26 protein-coding genes are annotated in these 19,775 nt (G+C 59.7%); 9 read left to right on the top strand and 17 right to left on the bottom strand.

The window, feature by feature from the left end:
- Positions 1–111: 111 nt before the first annotated feature.
- From pgsA to AKU79_RS16465, 3 genes are read left to right on the top strand one after another with little or no spacing between them, the layout of a single operon-like run.
- The gene (gene pgsA, locus AKU79_RS16475; protein ID WP_050524653.1) at positions 112–735 is read left to right on the top strand and encodes a CDP-diacylglycerol--glycerol-3-phosphate 3-phosphatidyltransferase; all 624 of its coding nucleotides are present in this window, start codon (positions 112–114) and stop codon (positions 733–735) included.
- Positions 732–980 (top strand): molybdopterin converting factor subunit 1, encoded by a 249-nt coding sequence (moaD, locus tag AKU79_RS16470; protein WP_156209836.1) that lies wholly within the window; start codon positions 732–734, stop codon positions 978–980. Before pgsA ends, moaD begins: the two co-directional genes overlap by 4 nt.
- A gap of 4 nt (positions 981–984) precedes the next feature.
- Positions 985–1,428: a molybdenum cofactor biosynthesis protein MoaE gene (locus AKU79_RS16465; protein ID WP_050524652.1), complete on the top strand. Its 444-nt coding sequence runs from the start codon at positions 985–987 to the stop codon at positions 1,426–1,428.
- Between the two features lies 1 nt (position 1,429).
- Here the strand turns inward: AKU79_RS16465 and AKU79_RS16460 are convergent, their stop codons facing one another.
- The 8 genes from AKU79_RS16460 to AKU79_RS16425 all read right to left on the bottom strand — a co-directional run bounded on the left by AKU79_RS16460 (position 1,430) and on the right by AKU79_RS16425 (position 8,396).
- Positions 1,430–1,771 carry a DUF2794 domain-containing protein gene (locus AKU79_RS16460; protein ID WP_050524651.1) on the bottom strand — a complete coding sequence of 114 codons (342 nt, stop codon included), beginning with the start codon at positions 1,769–1,771 and terminating at the stop codon, positions 1,430–1,432.
- A gap of 36 nt (positions 1,772–1,807) precedes the next feature.
- A complete protein-coding gene (locus AKU79_RS16455) occupies positions 1,808–2,437 on the bottom strand; it encodes an ATP-binding cassette domain-containing protein (protein ID WP_050524650.1) in 630 nt (209 codons plus the stop codon).
- Positions 2,434–4,107 (bottom strand): ABC transporter permease, encoded by a 1,674-nt coding sequence (locus tag AKU79_RS16450; protein WP_231580213.1) that lies wholly within the window; start codon positions 4,105–4,107, stop codon positions 2,434–2,436. The genes AKU79_RS16455 and AKU79_RS16450 overlap by 4 nt, the downstream gene beginning before the upstream one ends.
- Positions 4,108–4,136: 29 nt before the next feature.
- On the bottom strand, positions 4,137–5,321 hold the full coding sequence (locus tag AKU79_RS16445; protein ID WP_050524648.1) for an ABC transporter substrate-binding protein: 1,185 nt from the start codon (positions 5,319–5,321) through the stop codon (positions 4,137–4,139).
- A 13-nt stretch (positions 5,322–5,334) separates the two neighbouring features.
- On the bottom strand, positions 5,335–5,943 hold the full coding sequence (locus tag AKU79_RS16440) for a CDP-alcohol phosphatidyltransferase family protein (protein ID WP_050524647.1): 609 nt from the start codon (positions 5,941–5,943) through the stop codon (positions 5,335–5,337).
- 156 nt (positions 5,944–6,099) lie between these two features.
- On the bottom strand, positions 6,100–7,233 hold the full coding sequence (locus tag AKU79_RS16435; protein ID WP_050524646.1) for a CaiB/BaiF CoA transferase family protein: 1,134 nt from the start codon (positions 7,231–7,233) through the stop codon (positions 6,100–6,102).
- A 3-nt stretch (positions 7,234–7,236) separates the two neighbouring features.
- Positions 7,237–7,857 carry a DsbA family protein gene (locus AKU79_RS16430; protein ID WP_050524645.1) on the bottom strand — a complete coding sequence of 207 codons (621 nt, stop codon included), beginning with the start codon at positions 7,855–7,857 and terminating at the stop codon, positions 7,237–7,239.
- Complete coding sequence (locus tag AKU79_RS16425; RefSeq protein ID WP_050524644.1) at positions 7,854–8,396, bottom strand: DUF721 domain-containing protein; 543 nt, start codon at positions 8,394–8,396, stop codon at positions 7,854–7,856. Before AKU79_RS16425 ends, AKU79_RS16430 begins: the two co-directional genes overlap by 4 nt.
- An 81-nt stretch (positions 8,397–8,477) precedes the next feature.
- On the opposite strand from AKU79_RS16425, the gene mutY reads away from it, so the two are divergent.
- Both mutY and AKU79_RS16415 read left to right on the top strand, forming a co-directional pair.
- The gene (gene mutY / locus AKU79_RS16420) at positions 8,478–9,500 is read left to right on the top strand and encodes an A/G-specific adenine glycosylase (RefSeq protein ID WP_050524643.1); all 1,023 of its coding nucleotides are present in this window, start codon (positions 8,478–8,480) and stop codon (positions 9,498–9,500) included.
- A gap of 45 nt (positions 9,501–9,545) precedes the next feature.
- Positions 9,546–10,685 (top strand): alkane 1-monooxygenase, encoded by a 1,140-nt coding sequence (locus AKU79_RS16415; protein ID WP_050524642.1) that lies wholly within the window; start codon positions 9,546–9,548, stop codon positions 10,683–10,685.
- 183 nt (positions 10,686–10,868) lie between these two features.
- On the opposite strand, the gene AKU79_RS16410 is transcribed toward AKU79_RS16415, so the two are convergent.
- The 3 genes from AKU79_RS16410 to AKU79_RS16400 all read right to left on the bottom strand — a co-directional run bounded on the left by AKU79_RS16410 (position 10,869) and on the right by AKU79_RS16400 (position 13,354).
- Entirely contained in the window at positions 10,869–11,999 is a 1,131-nt protein-coding gene (locus AKU79_RS16410; RefSeq protein WP_050524863.1) for a site-specific DNA-methyltransferase, read from the bottom strand.
- An 86-nt stretch (positions 12,000–12,085) separates the two neighbouring features.
- Entirely contained in the window at positions 12,086–12,724 is a 639-nt protein-coding gene (locus AKU79_RS16405) for a ribonuclease HII (RefSeq protein ID WP_050524862.1), read from the bottom strand.
- A 129-nt stretch (positions 12,725–12,853) separates the two neighbouring features.
- Positions 12,854–13,354: a hypothetical protein gene (locus AKU79_RS16400; protein ID WP_050524641.1), complete on the bottom strand. Its 501-nt coding sequence runs from the start codon at positions 13,352–13,354 to the stop codon at positions 12,854–12,856.
- A 211-nt stretch (positions 13,355–13,565) separates the two neighbouring features.
- On the opposite strand from AKU79_RS16400, the gene AKU79_RS16395 reads away from it, so the two are divergent.
- From AKU79_RS16395 to AKU79_RS16380, 4 genes are all read left to right on the top strand, one after another.
- On the top strand, positions 13,566–13,856 hold the full coding sequence (locus AKU79_RS16395) for a hypothetical protein (protein WP_050524640.1): 291 nt from the start codon (positions 13,566–13,568) through the stop codon (positions 13,854–13,856).
- Positions 13,828–14,532: a winged helix-turn-helix domain-containing protein gene (locus AKU79_RS16390; protein WP_156209833.1), complete on the top strand. Its 705-nt coding sequence runs from the start codon at positions 13,828–13,830 to the stop codon at positions 14,530–14,532. Before AKU79_RS16395 ends, AKU79_RS16390 begins: the two co-directional genes overlap by 29 nt.
- Positions 14,533–14,679: 147 nt before the next feature.
- Entirely contained in the window at positions 14,680–15,252 is a 573-nt protein-coding gene (locus AKU79_RS16385; RefSeq protein WP_156209831.1) for a hypothetical protein, read from the top strand.
- Positions 15,253–15,310: 58 nt separating this feature from the next.
- Positions 15,311–15,763, top strand: coding sequence for a GNAT family N-acetyltransferase (locus tag AKU79_RS16380; RefSeq protein ID WP_050524638.1), 453 nt, complete (start codon positions 15,311–15,313; stop codon positions 15,761–15,763).
- Here AKU79_RS16380 and AKU79_RS16375 read toward each other — a convergent pair.
- The 6 genes from AKU79_RS16375 to AKU79_RS16355 are packed head-to-tail and all read right to left on the bottom strand — an operon-like array spanning position 15,760 to position 19,774.
- The gene (locus AKU79_RS16375) at positions 15,760–16,152 is read right to left on the bottom strand and encodes a CBS domain-containing protein (protein ID WP_050524637.1); all 393 of its coding nucleotides are present in this window, start codon (positions 16,150–16,152) and stop codon (positions 15,760–15,762) included. The two genes, AKU79_RS16380 and AKU79_RS16375, sit on opposite strands and share 4 nt — an antisense overlap.
- The gene (gene nqrM / locus AKU79_RS19380) at positions 16,149–16,313 is read right to left on the bottom strand and encodes a (Na+)-NQR maturation NqrM (protein WP_156209829.1); all 165 of its coding nucleotides are present in this window, start codon (positions 16,311–16,313) and stop codon (positions 16,149–16,151) included. Before nqrM ends, AKU79_RS16375 begins: the two co-directional genes overlap by 4 nt.
- A gap of 12 nt (positions 16,314–16,325) precedes the next feature.
- Complete coding sequence (locus tag AKU79_RS16370) at positions 16,326–17,282, bottom strand: FAD:protein FMN transferase (protein WP_050524636.1); 957 nt, start codon at positions 17,280–17,282, stop codon at positions 16,326–16,328.
- Positions 17,283–17,286: 4 nt separating this feature from the next.
- Positions 17,287–18,507 (bottom strand): NADH:ubiquinone reductase (Na(+)-transporting) subunit F, encoded by a 1,221-nt coding sequence (gene nqrF / locus AKU79_RS16365; protein ID WP_050524635.1) that lies wholly within the window; start codon positions 18,505–18,507, stop codon positions 17,287–17,289.
- The gene (nqrE, locus tag AKU79_RS16360) at positions 18,504–19,112 is read right to left on the bottom strand and encodes an NADH:ubiquinone reductase (Na(+)-transporting) subunit E (protein WP_050524634.1); all 609 of its coding nucleotides are present in this window, start codon (positions 19,110–19,112) and stop codon (positions 18,504–18,506) included. Before nqrE ends, nqrF begins: the two co-directional genes overlap by 4 nt.
- Positions 19,109–19,774 carry an NADH:ubiquinone reductase (Na(+)-transporting) subunit D gene (locus tag AKU79_RS16355; protein WP_050524633.1) on the bottom strand — a complete coding sequence of 222 codons (666 nt, stop codon included), beginning with the start codon at positions 19,772–19,774 and terminating at the stop codon, positions 19,109–19,111. The genes nqrE and AKU79_RS16355 overlap by 4 nt, the downstream gene beginning before the upstream one ends.
- Between the last annotated feature and the right edge of the window lies 1 nt (position 19,775).

Below are 19,775 nucleotides of genomic sequence, written 5' to 3'. Positions count from 1 at the left end.
CAACCCTACCAAACTGCAGCACACCACACTTTGCACAGAGGTCGCGCAATCCGGCCACTTACGCCGAAATGCCCCTTCCCCCCGCGCGCCGCCTAGTCTACCAATCATTGCATGAAGTGGACGTTGCCAAATACCCTGACTGTCCTGCGTCTGCTCGCTGCACCCGGCGTTGCGGTCATGTTTCTCTATTTCCACCGCCCTTGGGCCGATTGGTTTGCGCTCGGGCTGTTCATAACCGCCGCAATCACCGATTTCTTTGATGGCTACCTCGCGCGGCTCTGGAAACAGGAAAGCAAATTCGGCACCATGCTTGACCCGATTGCCGATAAGGCGATGGTCGTCATCGCAATCATGGTCATCACCGGCTATTCCGGCATGAACCCATGGCTGATTCTACCCGCCGCCGTGATCCTGTTCCGCGAGGTTTTCGTTTCCGGCCTGCGCGAATTTCTGGGCGACAAGGCCAGCCTGCTCAAGGTCACCAAACTTGCCAAATGGAAAACCACGGCGCAGATGGTCGCAATTGCCGTGCTGTTCCTCGGCACCGGCCTCGCCTTTATCGAAGATGGCCGCCCCCCCCGCGCCGGCGAGGGTGAACTGAAAGCAATTCTCTCGCCTGCTGCAATGGCCACCCATACCGGCATGGTGCTGATCTGGATCGCCGCTTTGCTAACCGCCATCACCGGCTGGGATTATTTCCGCAAGGCGCTGCCCTATCTAAAGGACGACACATGATCGACGTTGTCTATTTTGCATGGGTCCGCGAACGCATTGGTTTGCCGCGTGAACAGGTAGAAACCAGCGCCGCCACCGTCGCCGACCTTATCACCGAACTTTCCGCCCGCGAAGACCGCTACGCCATGGCCTTTGCCGACCTGTCGTCGCTGCGCGTGGCACTGGATCAGGAACTGGCCGAGTTTGACAGCCCGCTTGCAGGCATCCGCGAGGTCGCGATTTTCCCGCCGATGACCGGGGGCTGACCCGATGCGCATCACCATACAATCCGAACCGTTTGATATGGGCGCAGAATCCAACGCTTTCGCCACATCCGCAAAAGGTGCCGGCGCAATCGTCACCTTTACCGGCATCACCCGCGACAATGCGCAGGGCGACCTGCAGGTGATGGAAATCGAACATTACCCCGGTATGACCGAACGCGCCCTGACCGATATTGCCGAAACCGCGATGCAACGCTGGCAGCTTGATGATTGCCTTATCATCCACCGCTATGGCCGCCTTGCCCCCCAAGACCCGATCATGATGGTCGCCACCGCATCACGCCACCGCGCCGATGCTTTTGCCGCGGCCGAGTATCTGATGGATTACCTGAAATCCCGCGCGCCGTTCTGGAAAAAAGAAATCGCCAAATCCGGCGCCAGTTGGGTCGCTGCCCGCGATGTGGATGAGGCCGCGCTAAAACGCTGGTGATTCAGTCAATCGGATGGATCAGCTTGCGTTCCAGCACCCGCAGCACCATCGCCAAATCATGCCCGCGCCGCAGCACCTGCCCGTCCATCCCCACAACCGAATACATGCCTTGGCGGTTGCGCAGCTTGGGCCGCTTTTCAATCCGGTACAAAGGCGTTTCCGCAGTCCGGCGAAACACCGAGAAAACCGCAAACTCGCGCAGCGCCGAAATCCCGTAATCACGCCATTCTCCACAGGCGACCATCCGGCCATACAGCGATAAAATGACCCCCAGCTCGCGCCGGTCAAAGCTAACCTGCTCGGTGATATGCGGGTGGAATGGAATTGGCGGCTCTGCACTCATAGTTCCCAGCCTAGCTGCGTCGCTCTGCAAATCAAGTTAAAGCTGCACCACCGTGCCACCCGCCGCCTCGGCATCCGACGCATCATGCGTCACCATTAGCCCCGGAATGCCACGGCTGCGTAAATGCGCAAACACAAAGCTGCGGATGTCCGCCCGCAATTCGGCATCCAGCCGCGAAAACGGCTCATCCAGCAACAGCGCCTCCGGCTCGGCCAACAATGCGCGCATCAACGCCGCCCGCGCCCGCTGCCCGCCCGACAAGGTCGCAGGGTCACGGCCCGCAAACCCCGCCAAACCCGCTTGCTCCAACGCCTCATCGACCGCCTGCATCCGCGCCGCACCACGGACCGACCGCGCCAACCCAAAGGCCAGATTGTCACCCACCGACAAATGCGGAAACAGCAGCGCATCCTGAAACAAAACCCCGATGCGCCGCGCCTCGGCAGGCTGGGCCAACACATCGCGCCCATTCAGCCGCACCGCACCCGACACAACAAACCCATGCGCCAAATGCCCGCCAATCGCATCCAGCAGCGTCGATTTCCCGATACCCGAAGGCCCCATCAGCGTGCCAACCTCGCCCGCTGCCACTTGCAAGGAAATGGGCGCAAACAACGGCTTACCACCTTTTGGCCCGACCGATACATCTTTCAGCTCAAGGCTCATTCTGCCGCTCCCAACAATCCACGCCGGTTTCTGTACACAAGGGCCGGCACCAACAGCGCCGCGCCATAGGCCAGAAACGGCAACCCTGCCTGCAATACCGCATAAACGCCAACCACACGCCGGTCTGACCCCGACGCCAGCGTCACCGCCTCGGTTGTCAGCGTCGCTATCCGCCCCGCGCCCATGAACAAGGTTGGCAGATACTGCGCCACAGACACCGAAAATCCTATCGCCGCCGCAACCATCAACGGCCGTACCAGCATTGGCAGCTTTACCGAAAACAGCCGCCGCCACGGCCCCGCCCCCAATGCCGCCGCTGCCCGCACATGCTGGCAATCCATCGCGCGCCACGGGTCCGACAAGGCGATCATCACATAGGGAAACACAAACAGCATCTGCGCCCAGATCACCGCCAGCATTCCGCCGCTTATGCCGATGCGCAAGAACAGCACGTTCAACCCGTACAAAAACCCGATCTGCGGCACCAAAAGCGGCAGGTAAATCAACGCCTGCGCCCAGCCTGCACGCGTTCTACGCGCACGGTCCTCACCCTCAAGCCAGGCCACCGCCAACAGCAAAGAGGCAACGGTTGTCGCAACCCCGATACCCAAACTTGCCTGCAACGCCCGCCCCCAACCGACGCCCGGGCTCATCCAGCCCTTCAACGACCAGCTTTGCGGCAAAGCCTGCGGAAACGACCAGCGCCACGCAAACGACCACACCAGTAACGAGATCAGCGCCAGCCCCCCCAGCAGCATCAACCCCGCCACCACAACGCTTGCAGCCCACAGCCCCGGCCCCGCGCGATGCCCGCGCCCGCCGCGCCGCAACCACCAGCGGCCCCAGCGTTTAACCAATCGCTCGGCCATAATCCACGCCCCGACCGCCGCCGCCACGATCCCCGCTTGCAGCAATGCCGCCGCCGAAGCGGGCAAGATCAACGCAATATCCGGCGCCGAAAACCAGCGCACAATCGCCACGGCCAACGTCGGCGGGTTCGATGGCCCAAGGATAATCGCCATATCCACCACCGACAAAGCAAAGGCCAGCACAATGAAAACCGGCAAACGTATCATCGGATACACCTGCGGCATGATCACCTTGACCCAAACAACCCCGCGCCCGTAACCCAGCGCGCGCCCCGCCGCCAAATGCTGGCGCACCGGCAACTGCCCCAGCGCCGACCCAATCACCAGCAGCAAGAACGGCACCTCTTTGATCAGCAAGCCGACGATCAACGCCACGCCCCAACCGTCATTCACCGTCGCCAGATCGGGCGGCCGCACCCAGCCTGTCAGCACAGGCGAAACCATCCGCGCAATCCACCCCGAAGGCGCCAGCATAAACGCAAGCCCGATTGCAAGCGCGGCATGCGGTGCCGCCAGAAACGGCGTCAGCAACCGCCCCATCGCGGCGGGCTGCACACGCCCATGCATCAACGCACAAAACCCGAACGCCAGCGCCAGCGCCAACACGGTAGAGCCCACTCCCGTCACCAAACTCAGCCGCAAACTGGTGCCAAAGCCCGGCAAATGCATCAACTGCATCCACGGCGCGAATGACCATTCAACCGCACCAATCGCGGGCAAAACCCCAAAGGCCGCCCGCGCGGTTTGCGCAAAACCCGCCACAATCGGCAGCACCACACCGCCCAATAAAACAACGGCCACGACAGCCCTTAGCGCGCGGCCGTCACCCTTCATTTCGTATAACGCTCACCCCAGACGGCCACCAATTTGGTCATCCAGCTTGCATGGGGTTCCAAAACAGTCGGCCCCAAATCCTGCAAACTGGGCAAGGCAGGTGACGATGGCAGCGCGGCAAACACCGCCGCTTGCTCGGCACTTAGCTTTGCCGGATCAAGTACCGAGAAACTGCCCAATACCTCGATATTCTGCTGATGCGCCTGTGTGGCGGGGTCGAGCAAAAAATTTGCCACAACCTCGGCCCCTTCGCGGTTGGCCGCATTGTAAGGGATTGCCACGAATGAGATATTCCCGATGCTCCCATCGCGCGGCACAAACACCCGCGCGGTTTCGGGCAACAACCCTTCGGCAATCGCACCCGCTGCCGAAGCAGGGTCGAACGACACGCCAAAATCAACCTCGCCGTCGTTCAGCAACTGCTGCTGCACGGATTCGTTTTCGGGGAATGTCTTGCCCTCGCGCCACATGAAAGGGCGCATCGCATCATACCAAGCCCACAAAGGCGCGGTCGCCGCGTCAAACGCCGCGTCGGTGACAGGCTGCTGCAACGCCGCCTTGTCGGGCGCAAATTCCACCAAAGCCTGTTTCAGAAACGTGGCCCCCATAAAATTGCTGACATCCGGATGCGTCACCCGCCCCGGATGGGTCTGGGCATAATCCAGAAATCCGGCCATATCGCGCGGCAGGTCGGTGACCACCGCGCTGTCATAGGTGAACACAAACCGCGCCAAACGCCACGCAGATTCGTAGCCGTCAACCGGTACGGTAAAATCTACCGCCGCCGCCGCATCCGGCCCCAGATCGACATATTTCGCATTCGGCAGATCACCGGCGAACGGCCCATGCAGCAAACCTTGTTCCTTCATCGCCAGAAAATTCGGGCCGTTGATCCAGATCATATCAACCGAACCACCGCTATCCTTGCCCGCCGCCTTTTCCGAAATCACTTGCGTCACTGCGGTCGCGGTATCGGTCAGCTTCACCTGCTCAACCTTGACGCCGTATTTCGCCTCGGTCTGCGTGCCGACCCAAGCAATAAAGGCATTGGTGCGCGCGTCGCCGCCCCATGCGTTCCAATACACCGTCTGGCCCTTTGCGGCCTCAAGCGTTTGTTGCCAATCGGCCAGCGCCGGTGTGGCGAGGCCCAGCCCAAGGGCCGCAATCAATAGCGAACGCATTATCTATCCTCCATCATAGATCCGAAAAAGCACGCCAACCTTGCAGCCAGCGCAAAACCACCGTCACGCCGCAAGCCGCAGCAAAGCCCAGCGCAAGCGGCAAAAACCACGCAGGAAACAGACACATCAGGGTGAAAACGACGATGGTTTCGAACCCTTCGGTCAGCCCGCCCAAATAGAAAATACCTTTGGCAGGAAAGGCCTCGGCCCGCATGCCGCGCTTGGCCGCGATCACCGCAAAGGCCAGAAAGCTGGACCCCGTGCCGACAAAAGCGCAAATCAACACCGCCGCGGCCAAGGCGTTTTCGGGTGCCGCCAAAGCAAAACCCAAAGGCACCGTGGCATAGAAAAAGAAATCTAGCGCGATGTCGAGGAAAGCCCCGCGATCGGTGGCCCCCACCTGCCGCGCCATGATGCCATCCAGACCATCCGCCAAACGGTTGACCAGAATAAGGGCAAGCGCAAATTCGTACCACCCCATCCACAACGCAGGCAGCGCCAAAAGGCCAATCCCGAAACCCGCAAGCGTAACCTGATCGGCAACTATGCCCCGCGCCACCAATGCCCGTGCAGGCGCTGTCAGCACAGCGCGCAAAGGGGGAAGGAGGGCAGCATCAATCATCGGGCTTTGCCTTTTGCAGGTATCTTTATGGCCTAGCCCAGCGCCGCCCCGTTTGTCAGCCCCCGACAGTGTTACAATCGCGCACAATCCTGTCAGGGCCGCGTGTGCTCAAAGGCCGGAGCCTTCGGCGAGGATATTTGGAGATAGATGATAGGATCAGAGTTTCCCCAGAATCTCGTCCTGGTGTTGACCGAGTTTGGGGGCAGCGCGGTCCAGCGCCAGATCGGCGGCTGAAAAGGTCATCGGCGAGCGGACGCCTGTTAGCCCCTCAGGCTCAATTTTCAGGCCGCGCGCGATGACCTGCGGATCGGCGAACACCTCGGCCAGATCATTGATCGGGCCTGCGGGAACGCCTGCGGATTCGCAAGCGGCCAGCAGATCGGCCTTGCTGCGCTGTTTGGTAGCGCGGGTCAGCGCATCGGTCAGCGCCACGCGGTTGGCGATACGGTCGGCGTTGGTGGCAAATTCGGGCGCCGTGCCAAGGGCGGGCATGCCCAACAGTTCGCACAGGCGGCGGTATTGGCCGTCATTGCCGGTGGCGATGATGATCCAGCCATCGGCGCAATCGAACACGGCATAGGGGGCAAGATTGGGGTGGGCATTGCCCATTTTTTGCGGTGCCGTGCCGGTGGTCAGGTAGTTCATCGCCTGGTTCGCCATGATCGAGGTGGCGACATCCAGCAAAGCCATATCGATATGCTGGCCCGCGCCCGAAGTTGCCCGTTGATGCACTGCCGCCAGAATCGCGGTCGCTGCATAGATGCCGGTGAAAACATCGGTAACCGCAACGCCAACCTTTTGCGGCTGGCCATCAGGCTCGCCAGTGACGGACATCAGGCCAGACATGCCCTGGATGATGAAATCATAACCCGCGCGATGTGCATAAGGGCCGGTTTGGCCGAACCCTGTGATCGAGCAATAAATCAGCCGCGGGTTCACATCGGCAAGACTGGCGTAATCGAGCCCGTATTTCGCAAGACCGCCGACCTTGAAATTTTCAATCACTACATCGGCGTCGGCAATCAGGCGGCGCACGGTGTCCTGGCCTGCAGGTGTACGAAAATCAACCGTCACCGATTTTTTGCCACGGTTGGTCGCGTGGAAATAGGCGGCCGAACGTTCGCCCTCATGATCCACAAAGGGCGGGCCCCAGCGGCGCGTATCATCGCCTTCCGGGGCCTCTACCTTTATGACATCCGCGCCCAAATCGGCCAGCGTCTGGCCCGCCCATGGGCCAGCCAGAATCCGCGCCAGTTCGATGACCTTCAGACCTTTGAGCGGGGCATCCATAGTTTACTTTGCCAATTCAGCGTCAAGCAACGCCTTCAGATCGGCATAGTTCATATTGCTGTGCTTCACCCCGTTCAGAATGAAGGACGGAGTCGAATTGATGCCATCGGCCTCGGTGTCTTTCTGGAATTTTTCCACCATCGCCTGCGCCATCGCTGCATCGTTCAGGCACACGTCCATCGCCGCATCTTCCAAACCTGCGGTCCGGCCCAGGCGGCGCAGGTTTTCGATAATCGCGGCCGGGTCTTGCGATGCGGCCCATTCCTTTTGCGTGGAATAGATCATATCCTGGATCCCGAAATAGCGCAGATCGCCGCCGCAACGCGCAATCATCGCCGCCCAAAGCCCATAACGATCAAAGAACACCTCGCGATAAACGAACTTGATCTTGCCGGTGTCAATATAATCGCGCTTCAAATCCTTGAACACTTCGGAATGGAAATTCGCGCAATGCGGGCAGGTATAAGAGGCATATTCCGTCAGCACGACCTTTGACTCGGGGTTGCCCAGCACCATATCCGGCACTTCAGGCAGTACGGGCGCCGCAGCATCTTGGGCCCAAACAGGGACCGCAGCAACAGCCATTCCGGCGGCAAGGGCGATGGAAAATTCTCTACGGTTCATTGTCTGCCTTTCTTTGATTTCGCCCGAGATAAGAAGTTTTCCGTCAAACTTTCAAGTGCCTCTCTCAACGCATTGTCGTGAACACCCTCTGCCGACCGATGCGCTTCGGCCTTGATCGCGGGGTCCGGCGGCGCTGCTTTCTTGGGTGCATGGCCAAATTCGGCTTGCCCCTCGGCAAAGCCGCTCGGTGCGGTTTGCGTCACCATGATCCGCGAAATCGCGGCATAGCCGTAACAGGCGTTCACCTTTTCCTTGATCGCCGGCAGCTGCATCTGCAACATCGGCCCGTTGGCCGAGGTGGTCAGCAGCGTCAGCGTCGCCCCCATCCCGCCTTTGGCATAGCCCACCTTGACCGGCCGCGTCACCGCCGCCAGATCCTCGCCCACAATCTCGGCCCAGGCTGTCAGCAGCCGCGTCACCGCGAATCCCCGCGCCTCGCCTGCCGCACGAATACGCTCTTTCAACAGCCCCGAGGCCGCCTGAAACCCCCGCGACCTGCGGTCCCTGCCTTGAAATTTGCCGCCACTGGGCTGCTGCATCTGGTCATTTCCTCGCTTGCCCTTATCTTAGCGCAGATGGCCCCGCGTACCAGCAATAAACACCATAAAAAGGCAGTCAAAATGCAACAAGAGGCCGCAGCCCTGCTGCATTGGTACGATGCCAACGCGCGGCAAATGCCGTGGCGCAGCCCGCCAAACAGCGCCCAACGCCCCGATCCCTACCGCATCTGGTTGTCCGAGGTGATGCTACAACAAACTACAGTAGCCACCGTGCGCGACTATTTTAACCGCTTCACCACGCGCTGGCCAACTGTCAGCGCCCTTGCAATGGCCAAGGATGCCGATGTCATTGCCGAATGGGCGGGGCTTGGTTACTATGCCCGCGCCCGTAATTTGCTGAAATGCGCCCGCGCCGTGCACAACCTTGGCGGTTTTCCCGACAGCTGCGAACAGCTGCTGACCCTTCCGGGCATCGGCCCCTATACCGCCGCCGCCGTGGCCTCGATCGCGTTTAACCAGCCTGCCACCGTGGTCGATGGAAATGTCGAACGCGTCATGGCGCGCCTTTTCAACATCCACACCCCGCTGCCCGCAGCCAAGCCCGAACTTACCGCCCTTGCCGCCACGCTTACCCCGCAATCACGCCCCGGCGACTATGCGCAGGCGGTGATGGATCTTGGCGCAACCATCTGCACCCCGCGCAACCCTGCCTGTGGCATCTGCCCATTGCGCCCCTTTTGCGCAGCACAGGCCCAAGGCACGCAAACCGCCCTGCCCTTCAAAACCCCGAAACCCGAAAAGCCGACACGCCAAGGCACGCTTTGGCTGGCGCGCCACCCCAATGGCGACTGGCTGGTTGAACAGCGCCCCGCCAAGGGCCTGCTGGGTGGCACCATCGGTTTCCCCGGCAATGGTTGGGATAGCAAATCCCATCACACCGCCGCGCCCGTCATCGCCAATTGGCAAGAGTGTGGCGAAATCAAACACACTTTCACGCATTTTCACGCGGTGCTGCGCGTGTTGGCCGGCACCACTTCGGCCCAACCAGATCACGGTATGTTTCAGCCCGTTAACCCTGATAATCTGCCAACTTTGATGCGCAAAGCCTATGACCTGGCGTCGCCTGCACTTTTGCCGCGTTGACCAACCCTGTACCGCTGCGCATGATCCCGGCAAAAAAGGTGTAGTATGAAGACCATTCCAGCCGCTGACGTGACCCGCATCCATAATGCCCTGCCGTTCTGGCTCTCGCTGGCACTTGTGCCTGTGGCAATCATTGGCACGCTTTGGGGCGGTTGGTGGGTGGCGCTGATGCCCTTTACTGCTTGGGGCATGTTTTCGCTGCTTGACGTCATCACCGGCCGCAACACCGAAAACGCCGATCTTGAAACACCAGAATCGGGCCTGCAATGGTATCGCGCGATTACCCTGATCTGGTTTCCGGTACAGTTTTCGCTGCTGCTCTGGCTGCTCTATTACGTGCCGCGCGCCGAACACCTCGGCACGTTTGAATCCATCATGGTCTTTTTCGGCATGGGGGTAATTTCTGGTACGATTGGCATCAATTACGGCCACGAACTCATGCACCAGAAATCTGCTGTTGAACGCTGGCTGGCCGATCTATTGCTCGCCTCGGTCCTCTATTCGCATTTTCGGTCCGAGCATCTGCGCGTTCATCACCTCTATATCGGCACCCCGCGCGACCCCGTGACCGCCCGCTATAACGAGGGTTTTCACCGCTTTTTCCCGCGGGTTTTGCGCCAATCGCTGGCCTCTAGCTGGAAGGCCGAAAAGGCGATGCTTGCCCGCCGAAACCTGCCTGCCACCCATGCCAGCAACCCGTTCTGGCGTTATGGCGCGCTGCAAACGGCCATGCTGTTGCTGGCCTTTGCGGTTGGTGGTTGGGTCGGGTTGGCGCTGTTTGTCTTTCAGGCTTTCGTCGCGATCTGGCAGCTAGAGCTGGTCAATTATATCGAGCATTACGGCCTGACCCGCCGCCACCTCGGCGATGGCAAATACGAGCACGTCTTACCCCGTCATTCGTGGAACGCCGATCACCGCGCGACCAACTGGCTGCTGATCAACCTGCAGCGCCATTCCGACCACCATTACAAGCCCGACCGCCGTTTTCCCCTGCTGCAAACCTACGCAATCGATGACGCGCCACAACTGCCCTATGGCTATCCGATCATGACAACCGCCGCGCTGTTTCCACCGCTGTTCAAGCGCGTGATGAACCCCCGTGTGCGCGACTGGCGGCGTAAATATTACCCCGACATCACCGATTGGAACGTCTATAACAAGGCGCTGAACCCGGCGCCAAGGTGATGCGTAACCCGTTAATTTTTGGTTAACGCAAACGGTAGTATCGTTATATTTCAATAGCTTGCAAACATGTCCGCGCGCGGTCAAACACCTAAAAAGGCCCGCCATGCAAGCATAGCGGGCAAGTGGTGTCAGGGGCGGCCCCTGACACAGGCGGTAAACTTTGAAAATCCAGATAGGGGGGCGTTAGTTAGGCCGGCCCTCAGCCATCTCGGCCCGGATTTGCTGGCGCAGAATATCGATGGAAACCATCTTTCCTTCGCGCTTGAAATGCCAATAGGTCCAGCCATTACAGCTCGGCGCGCCCTCCATCGCGGCGCCAACCTGATGGATCGAGCCTTTCACATCATTGCCCACCAGCGTGCCATCGGCCCGAACCTTGGCCTTGAAGCGATTGCCGATCGAATACAATTCCTCGCCCGGGCGCAGCATCCCACGCTCGACAACCTGCCCGAACGGAACCCGAGGCTCCGCCCGTTTAGAGCCGGTAATTTCCAGCGCCGAGGCGTCAAATTTCCGGACCTTGCTGATGCGTTTTTCAGCGACTTTGCGATAGGCTTCCTCGCGCTCGATCCCGATGAAATCACGGCCGAGCATCTTGGCCACAGCCCCCGTCGTGCCCGTGCCAAAGAACGGGTCAAGCACCACATCACCCGGATTGGTCGTCGCAACCAAAATCCGGTGCAGCAGGCTTTCCGGTTTCTGCGTCGGGTGCGCCTTATCGCCGGCATCGTCCTTCAGCCGCTCATGCCCGGTACAAATCGGCAAGACCCAATCCGACCGCATTTGCACGCCTTCATTCAACGCCTTCAGCGCCTCATAGTTAAAGGTGTATTTCGCACCCTCATCACGGCTGGCCCAGATCAGGGTTTCATGCGCGTTTGTCAGGCGCTTGCCGCGAAAGTTCGGCATAGGGTTCGACTTGCGCCAAACCACATCATTCAGCACCCAATAGCCTTGATCCTGCAAAGTCGCACCCACACGAAAGATGTTGTGATACGACCCGATCACCCACAGCGCACCATTCGGTTTCAGCAAGCGTTTCGCCGCTGCCAGCCAGTCGCGCGTGAACTGGTCGTATTTGGCAAAGCTGGAAAACTGGTCCCAATGATCATCAACCGCATCGACCTTGGAATTATCCGGACGGTGCAAATCACCCTTTAGCTGCAAGTTATAGGGTGGATCTGCGAAAATCAGATCAACTGAACCCGCTGGCAGGCTGTTCATCAACTCAATGCAATCCCCCGCAAGGATCTGATTCAATGGCAGAACCTCTGCCTCTGGCGATTTGGTTGGTGTCTTGGTTTTAATCATCATCTTTGCCTCTGCCCCGCGCATTTTGCGTCGTTTTCTTGGGGTTAAAGATGAGTCATTACTGATTCGCCGTCAAATTCTTTATTGAATCAAGGGGTTATAGTTTTTTCTTGATACAAGATATTGTGTACAGGTTTGAACGAACGTCTATGATGCGCGGTGACCCCAAGATTTAGGAGCGCCAACTGATGCTCTTTTGTCGGATATCCGGCGTTTTTTTCCCATCCATAGCCCGGATGCTGTTGCGCCAAATCCACCATGATCCGATCGCGTGTCACTTTTGCCACAATCGAGGCCGCCGCAATCGACAACGACAGCGCATCACCTTTGATTATTGCTTCGGCCTTGCACGGCAGATCGCGGGGCAAGAGATTTCCGTCTATCAGCGCAAAGTCTGGTGGCGTAGGCAGGCCACGCAGCGCACGCTCCATCGCCAAATGGCTGGCGCGCAAGATGTTCAGTGTATCGATTTCCTCTACCGAGGCGTGGGCGATAGAAACTTCGCACATTTCCATGATCGCACCAAACAGGGCCTCGCGCCGCCGTGCTGTCAGCGCCTTGCTGTCGTTCAAACCGGGTGGAACCTGCCCCGGCAGCAGTCGCACAGCGGCGGCAGTCACAGGGCCGGCAAGCGGACCACGCCCCACCTCATCTACGCCGGCGATACACATGGCCCCCCGGTTTCGGGCGGCGGCTTCAAATTGGTCATCTGGGACTTGTTTTGTCATGACGCGACCAAAGCCGATCACGCGGCAAATGAAAAGGGGGCAGAGGCTGCATGCTTTGCGCAGTTCTAACCTCTGCCCCAAGATAGGGCGCGCATCCAAGGGGATCAGCTGCGCGCCCGGATGGCCGCCCTAACGGCGGCGGCCTTGTATGCGAAAACCCGAATTCAGCAGGCAGTTTTGATCATAGGCCGTGCGGCTCCATCCGCGGCCACCGCCAACCGAGATTTCGCACTGGCGTGGCAAGCGCTGATCAAAACCGGCGCGACGCAGGCAGCGCTCGGGATAGACGATGCTGATGTGGCGGCGATCACGCACTTCCATCGCGCACCAACTGGGCAACACCGCTTCACGGCGATGGCGTTGCGGCTCGGAATAGCCACGATGCGGGGTACGATGAACTGGTTGCGCTTGGGGGCGATGAGGGGCCGTGGCACGATGATCATCCTTTGTGTTGATCGCCGACCCCGCAATCGCGATCGCAGCGATGGCCGCCACGGCCTTGGCGAAGTCATCGCTTTGTTGATCAGCGCGGGCCGGAACAGCGGCGGCGGTCATCAATGCCAGAACTGTCGCTGTGGCGGCCAGGGTGGCGGTAAAACGGCGGGTGGCGGTTGTTTTCAGAAAAGCCATGGTGTGATCCTTTCAAATGAGCCAGCACTTGGAAGCGCCGGGGTTGATGGCCTCACACTCGCCCCAACTGATTTTGACAGGCAATGTCGGGGCCGTGTTATCCAATAGCGCCCCGTGTTTTGTGGGTTGATATTGAATAACGCGGCGGTTTCAGGGCAGGTTGGCGGCAGAGGAGATTACAAAACAAATCTCTGAGCAGGAGGATCGCGCGATGTACGTGAAACAAGGATGTGCCGCTTTGGTGATGGGCCTTTTGATGGCCAGCACTGCGCAGGCGGAATGCTATGCAGATTATAAGGCCAAGCAAGACGATCCTTTACGGCTGCATTACGGGGTGATGGCGCTGCCAGACAATGCCTGCAACAAAGAGGCGGCGGCGGGCGTGATTGCGCCGAAGCTGGCACAACAGGGCTGGACACTTTTGAACGTCGTCTCCATTTTCGGGCCTGAGGGTCTTGCCGAAAGGAAAGCCAGTGCGGGTGCCTATTTCCTCTCCTTCTGAAAGCTTGCGGGCGGGTAACCGGGTGGTTGCCGGCGGTATTGCTGCGATTGTTCTGATCTTGCTGGCGGCGGCGGTTTTTCTGTTTATCAACCTGCCCGATGCCAACGCCTTTAATGCGCGGGTTGAGCAGCTTTTCGTTGAGAATGATGGCCTGACGACAGGGGCCGAGATCAAGCTGCTGGAAATTCTGGCCCAGTCGGGCACCGCGTTTTCGGATGTTTTATCCAGCTATCGCGTGGTGATTTTCGTGTTGCTGGTGTTTGCCACGGCTTTGATGGTCGCTGCTTTGGTTTTTCTGGTGACAATCGTGGCGCTGAACCGCCGGATTTCCGCGATTCAGCGGTCGGGGATTCAGGTTTCTAGCCTGCTGATCAGCCGCGAAAGCAACGCGGTTTATATCAATGATCTGGAATTCAAGCTGACCGAGGCGGCGATTGAAACGCTGTCGGTTTTGGCCGAGGCAAGGATGGATGATGATGTGATGACCGGCGCCCAGATTGAGGGGGTGATCTCGGGCCGCGATTCCTCGGATTGTGAGGAGGCTGCGGGGGCGACGCGGGTGAAGCGGCTGCGCGATGCCTTGGGAAATCAGCTGGTTTCAGAATTGCTGGTCAAAACGATTGCCCGCAGGGGCTATGTTTTGGCGGTGGGCAAGGATGTGATCCGGATGATGTAGCGCTGCATGTCCGCGCGCGGCCAATATTGCAAGTACCTGTTATATAATGAATTTCATGTTTTTGTTAACCTTATATTAACCCGTACGCGGCTTGACGCGAACAGGGCCGGTCTATATATCATATAAATTGAATATGACGGGGCCATCATGAAACGCACATTGCTTTTGCTGACACTTACAGGCGCGGCTGTGCTTGGCGGGGTTGCCTATGCCAACCGCTATGCGCTGGAACATATGGTGATGCAGCGCATGCACGGGATGGGCATGGGCCATATGGGCGGCATGGGCATGGCGCATATGTTCAAAGGCGTCGATACCACCCCTGCGGAAGAAACCGAACTGCGCGCGATGTTTGACGGCCATACACAGATCACCCGCAGCGTGGAAAACCTGCCCAAGGGCATCCGCACGGTAACCGAAACCAGCAACCCGGCGCTGCGTGAGCAAATGGTAAGCCATGTGATCGGGATGATTGACCGCGTAGACCAAGGCCGCGACCCCAAGGTGACGATTCAAAGCCTGACACTGGATATTCTGTTCAAAAACCGCGCGTTGATCGTGACAGAAATGGAGCCCACGGAAACGGGGATTATCGTGACCCAAACCTCGGACGATGCCGAGACCGTGGCGGCGCTGCAAAAACACGCGGCCGAGGTATCGGATCTGGCAGCGCGGGGCATTGTTTCAGCGCAAGAGGCGATGATGGCACGCCACCACTAGGCGGCGCTTGCATGGGGGGCGGTTCGCGCCCAAACTCGGGCCAAAAGAGGAGCGCCCGATGAGTGACCAGATTCTGATCCGCCCGCTAACGGCCCAAGACCATGACGCATGGCGGCGGCTGTGGACGGATTACCTGAATTTCTACGAAACCACGGTTAGCGAAGAGGTATATGAAACCTCGTTTGCGCGGCTGCTATCGGGTGACGCGGGCGAGTATAAGGGGCTGGTAGCGGTGGTTGATGGCCGGATTGTCGGGCTGGCGCATTATCTGTTTCACCGCTTTATGTGGACGGTCGAAGATACCTGCTATTTGATGGACCTGTTCACCGCGCCCGAGCTGCGCGGCAAAGGCGTGGCCCGCGCCTTGATAAATGCCGTGCATGTCAGCGCCAAGGCGAGCGGCATCAAGATGACCTATTGGAACACGCAAGATAACAATTACAAAGGCCGGATGCTCTATGATCAGGTGGCGGTCAAGGTGCCGTTTGTCACCTATGAAAAGACCGATTAACCCTGTTCAACCAGCCGTTTCAGCACAGCCGTGCGGGTAAGCAGGCCCAAAAACCGTTCGCCCTCGAGCACCGGAAACACGCGGTAGGGATAGGTTTGAAAGGCCTGCGCGGCGGTCAGAATATCGCTGCTGGCGGCAAGGGTGGTGGGGTTTTCGGTCATGTAATCGGCAACCGTGCCTTTCCATTCCTGATAATAGCTGGCGTTCAGCGCAGGGCGAAAACAGTCTTTCTGGCTAAGGATGCCGCGCAATGCGCCGCTATCATCCAGCACGGCGGCGGCAGGCAGATTGTGTTGTACCAGCAAGGCCACGGCGCGGCGGATCGGCATGTCTGGCGTCAGGCTGGGCGTATTGGTTTGCAACAGGGAGTGCAGGGTTTGCGCGGTCATGGCTGGGGGCCTTTGCGATTGGGGCAGCCTTCGCAGGCGATGTCTTTCAGGCAGGCCATACCGCCGCACGACCCTTTGACAGGCCCGCGCCCGAATAGCGTACCAAGCGCAAGGCCAAGGACGGCGAGAAGGATGATGCCGAGGGCGAGCAGGATTTCCATTTCTCGCGACCCCTAAAGCAAGTGGCGGTCAAAGCCGCCGGTGGTTTGCATGTGCAACCCTGCCTGTGTTGTGAACAGAAACAGCGCGGTGATGCCGTTTGCCGTGGCAAGTTGCGGCGCGGATTCTTCGGCTGCGGCAAGGGCGGTGGCCCAACCATCGGCCAGCATCGCGCTGCTATGCAGCACCGAGACCGAGGCAAGCGTGCCGGTTGCGGGCTGGGCGGAATGCGGGTTGATGATATGGCCATAATCGCGGCCACCCAAGCCATAGCTTTGCGCCCGCAGCCCTGAGGTTGCCACCGACAGGCCTGTGGGCAAGCGCAAGGCCGCAGCGGGGGCGTTTTGGGTTGGGCGCGGATCTTCAATGGCGACATGCCAATCGCGGCCCGAGTGGTGTTGGCCCAGCGCTGCAAGCTCGCCCCCAAGGTCGATCAGGAAAGATTGCAGACCTGCGTCTTGCAAATGCGCGGCCATGCGGTCAAGCGCGTAGCCTTTGGCGATGCCGCACAGGTCCATCGTCAGGGTTGGGCTGGTTTTGTGCAAAGCGGTGTCTGTAGCCGCAAGCCCTTGCCACCCATTGGCCGCGCCCGTGATCGGGCCAAAGCCCCATTGCGCCACGAGCGGGCCAACGCTGGGGTCAAACCAGCCGTTACTGGATTGCGCAAGGGTCAGGGCGGCTTGGGCGACAGTGGTCAGTTGCGGTGAGGCGGGCGCGTCGTAGGGGGCGGTGTTAAAGCGGGTGATTTCGCTGTCATCCCGCCATGGCGACATTTGCCGGTCAATCTGGGCAAGCAGCGCGTCGATGGCGGGGCGATGGCGTTCAGCATCGGTCTGACTGGTGATGCGCCACGCGCTGGCAAAAGCGCGGCCCTGCAGGGTTTGCGTGGGGCTTGCGGCGCGGCTGGGGCCTGTCAGCAGCGTGGCACCGGTTAGGGCGATCATCTGGCGGCGGGTGGGGTGAAAGGGCATCGGGTCAGCCTCCGAAATCGTCGTTAAAGATGGACTGCGGTTCGACCCCCAGTTTCGCCAGCATATGCAGCACGGCAGAGATCATGACGGGGGGGCCGCAGAGGTAATACTCGCACTCCTCGGGCGCGGGGTGGTTTTGCAGCGCGGCGCGGACGGTATCGTGGATAAAGCCGGTCTCGCCCTGCCAGCGGTCGCCGGGGGCGGGGTCGGACAGCGCGGGGGTAAAGGTGAAACCGGGGTTTTGCTGCGCGATGGCTGTGAATTCATCGACATAAAACAGGTCAGCGGCGGTGCGGGCCCCGTAGAAAAAGCGCATCTTGCGGGGGGTGTTTATGCCGATCTGTTCATGGATCATCGCGCGCAGGGGGGCCATGCCCACGCCGCCGCCGATAAAGACCATCTCGCGCGTTGTGGGTTGAACATGGAAATCGCCAAAGGGGCCAGAGGCTGTAACCCTATCGCCGGCTTTCAGCGCAAACAGCCAGGACGACACCACGCCCGGCGGCAGGCTATGCTCGGCCCCTGCGGGCGGCACGGCGAGGCGGATGTTGAACACGGCGCGGCCTTTGTCGGCGGGTCTGTTGGCGATGGAATAGGCACGGGTCACGGCACTGGTTGAAGCCGACCGCAGGCCGGGCCAATCGGCCTGTTGCCAAATGGCGAGAAAGGCGGGGTCGATATCGATCTGGCGGAAATCCAAGGTATAGGGCGGCGCGGTCAGTTGCAAAAACCCGCCGGCGCGGAAATCAAAAGGTTGGTCTGCTGGCAGGTCCAGAACCAGCTCTCGGATTAAAGGGGCAAGCTGGCGGTTGGATACCACGGTGCATTCAAAACCGGTTGCCCCCAGAAACGCCGCTGGCACCGTAACAGCACAAGGCCCGCGCAAGGTGGTTTGGCAGGCGAGACGGATGTTTGCTTTACGCTCGGCCGCCGATAGCACCGCCTTTTCGGTGGCAATCGGTTGGCCCGCGCCCTCACCCGTCACCACCACACGGCAGAGCCCGCAAGTGCCAGAGCCACCGCAGGCCGCCGGAATGCCGATACTGGCCCCATGCAACACGCCCAGCAATTTATCACCCCGCGCGGCGGTGATGGTTTCGCTGCCGTTCACGGTAACGACCATCGCACCCGAGGGGATCAGCCTGCGACGCGTGGCAAGCAAGGCAAGCGTTAGGGCGAGGATAAGGCCAGTGATGATGCAGGCGCCAAGCAGGATTTCGGTCATGATGCCACCATTTGCGCAAAGGCGGAAAAGCCAAGCGACATCATACCCGCAAGGATAAAGGTGATGCCAAGCCCCCGCAGCCGTTGGGGCAGATCGGCATAGACCAGCCGCGCGCGAATGGCACCAAGCATGACCACCGCGACCGCAAAGCCAAAACCTGCGCCAAGGCCGAATACGGTGGATTGGGCAAGCGTATAGTCACGATCTACCATAAACAGGCTGCCTGCCAGAATGGCGCATTGCACCGTCAGCAGCGGCAAGAACACCCCGAATGAGGCGTAAATTGCGGGGAAAAACCGATCCAGCACCATTTCCAACAGCTGCACCGTGGCAGCGATGACGCCGATAAAGGCGATCAGTTTCAGATAGGACAGGTCAGCATCCAAACCCGCCCAAGCCCATGCACCGGGGGCCAGCAGGGTGGTATAGATCAGATGGTTCAGTGGCACGGTGACGCCCATTACCGCGACCATCGCGATGCCAAGGCCCAGCGCCGGTGCGGTTTTGCGCGACAGTGCGATAAAGGTGCACAGCCCCAGAAAAAACGTCAGCGGCATGTTTTCGACGAAAGCGGCGCGCAAGAACAGCGCCCAAAGCTCGGTCATTCCTTGCCCCCCTGTGCATCGGGGGCGAGGTATTCCAGCGGCTCGGACTGATCGGGTAACGCTGTGCGTATGGCCCAAACCAAGCCGCCCAGCAGGAAAAACGCCGAAGGTGCCAGCAGCATCAGGTTTAGCGGCGTGTACCAGCCGCCTTGGTCAATTGTTGGCAGCACTTGCCAACCCAGCAAGGCCCCTGCCCCGAAAAATTCGCGCACCGCGCCAATCACCGTTAGCACCAGCGAATAGCCCAGCCCGTTGCCCAGCGCATCGACCATAGATCGCAGGGGCGGGTTGTGGCGCGAAAAGGATTCCGTGCGCCCCAGCACAAGGCAGTTAGTGGTGATCAGGCTGACAAAAACTGATAGTTTCTGGCTGATGTCGAACAAATAGGCCTGCAAGACCTGATCGATTACAATCACCAATGACGCGACAATGACGATTTGCACGATCAGGCGGATGCTATCGGGGATATGGCGGCGGATCAGGCTGATCGTGCCCGCCGACATCACAAGCGTTGCTGTCAGCGCTGCCGACATGGTCAGCGCAGTCGCCATTGAGGTGGTGACTGCCAGCGCCGAACAAATGCCAAGGATTTGCAGCGTAACCGGATTTTGCCGGATTAGCGGGGCGGTAAGAACCTGCCAAAGGCTGGGGCTTGCGGGCATG

This window comes from Pseudorhodobacter wandonensis, assembly GCF_001202035.1.
Taxonomy (GTDB): domain Bacteria; phylum Pseudomonadota; class Alphaproteobacteria; order Rhodobacterales; family Rhodobacteraceae; genus Pseudorhodobacter; species Pseudorhodobacter wandonensis.
Note: the sequence above shows the minus strand (reverse complement) of the source record. Positions and strands in the feature narration are given on the sequence as shown.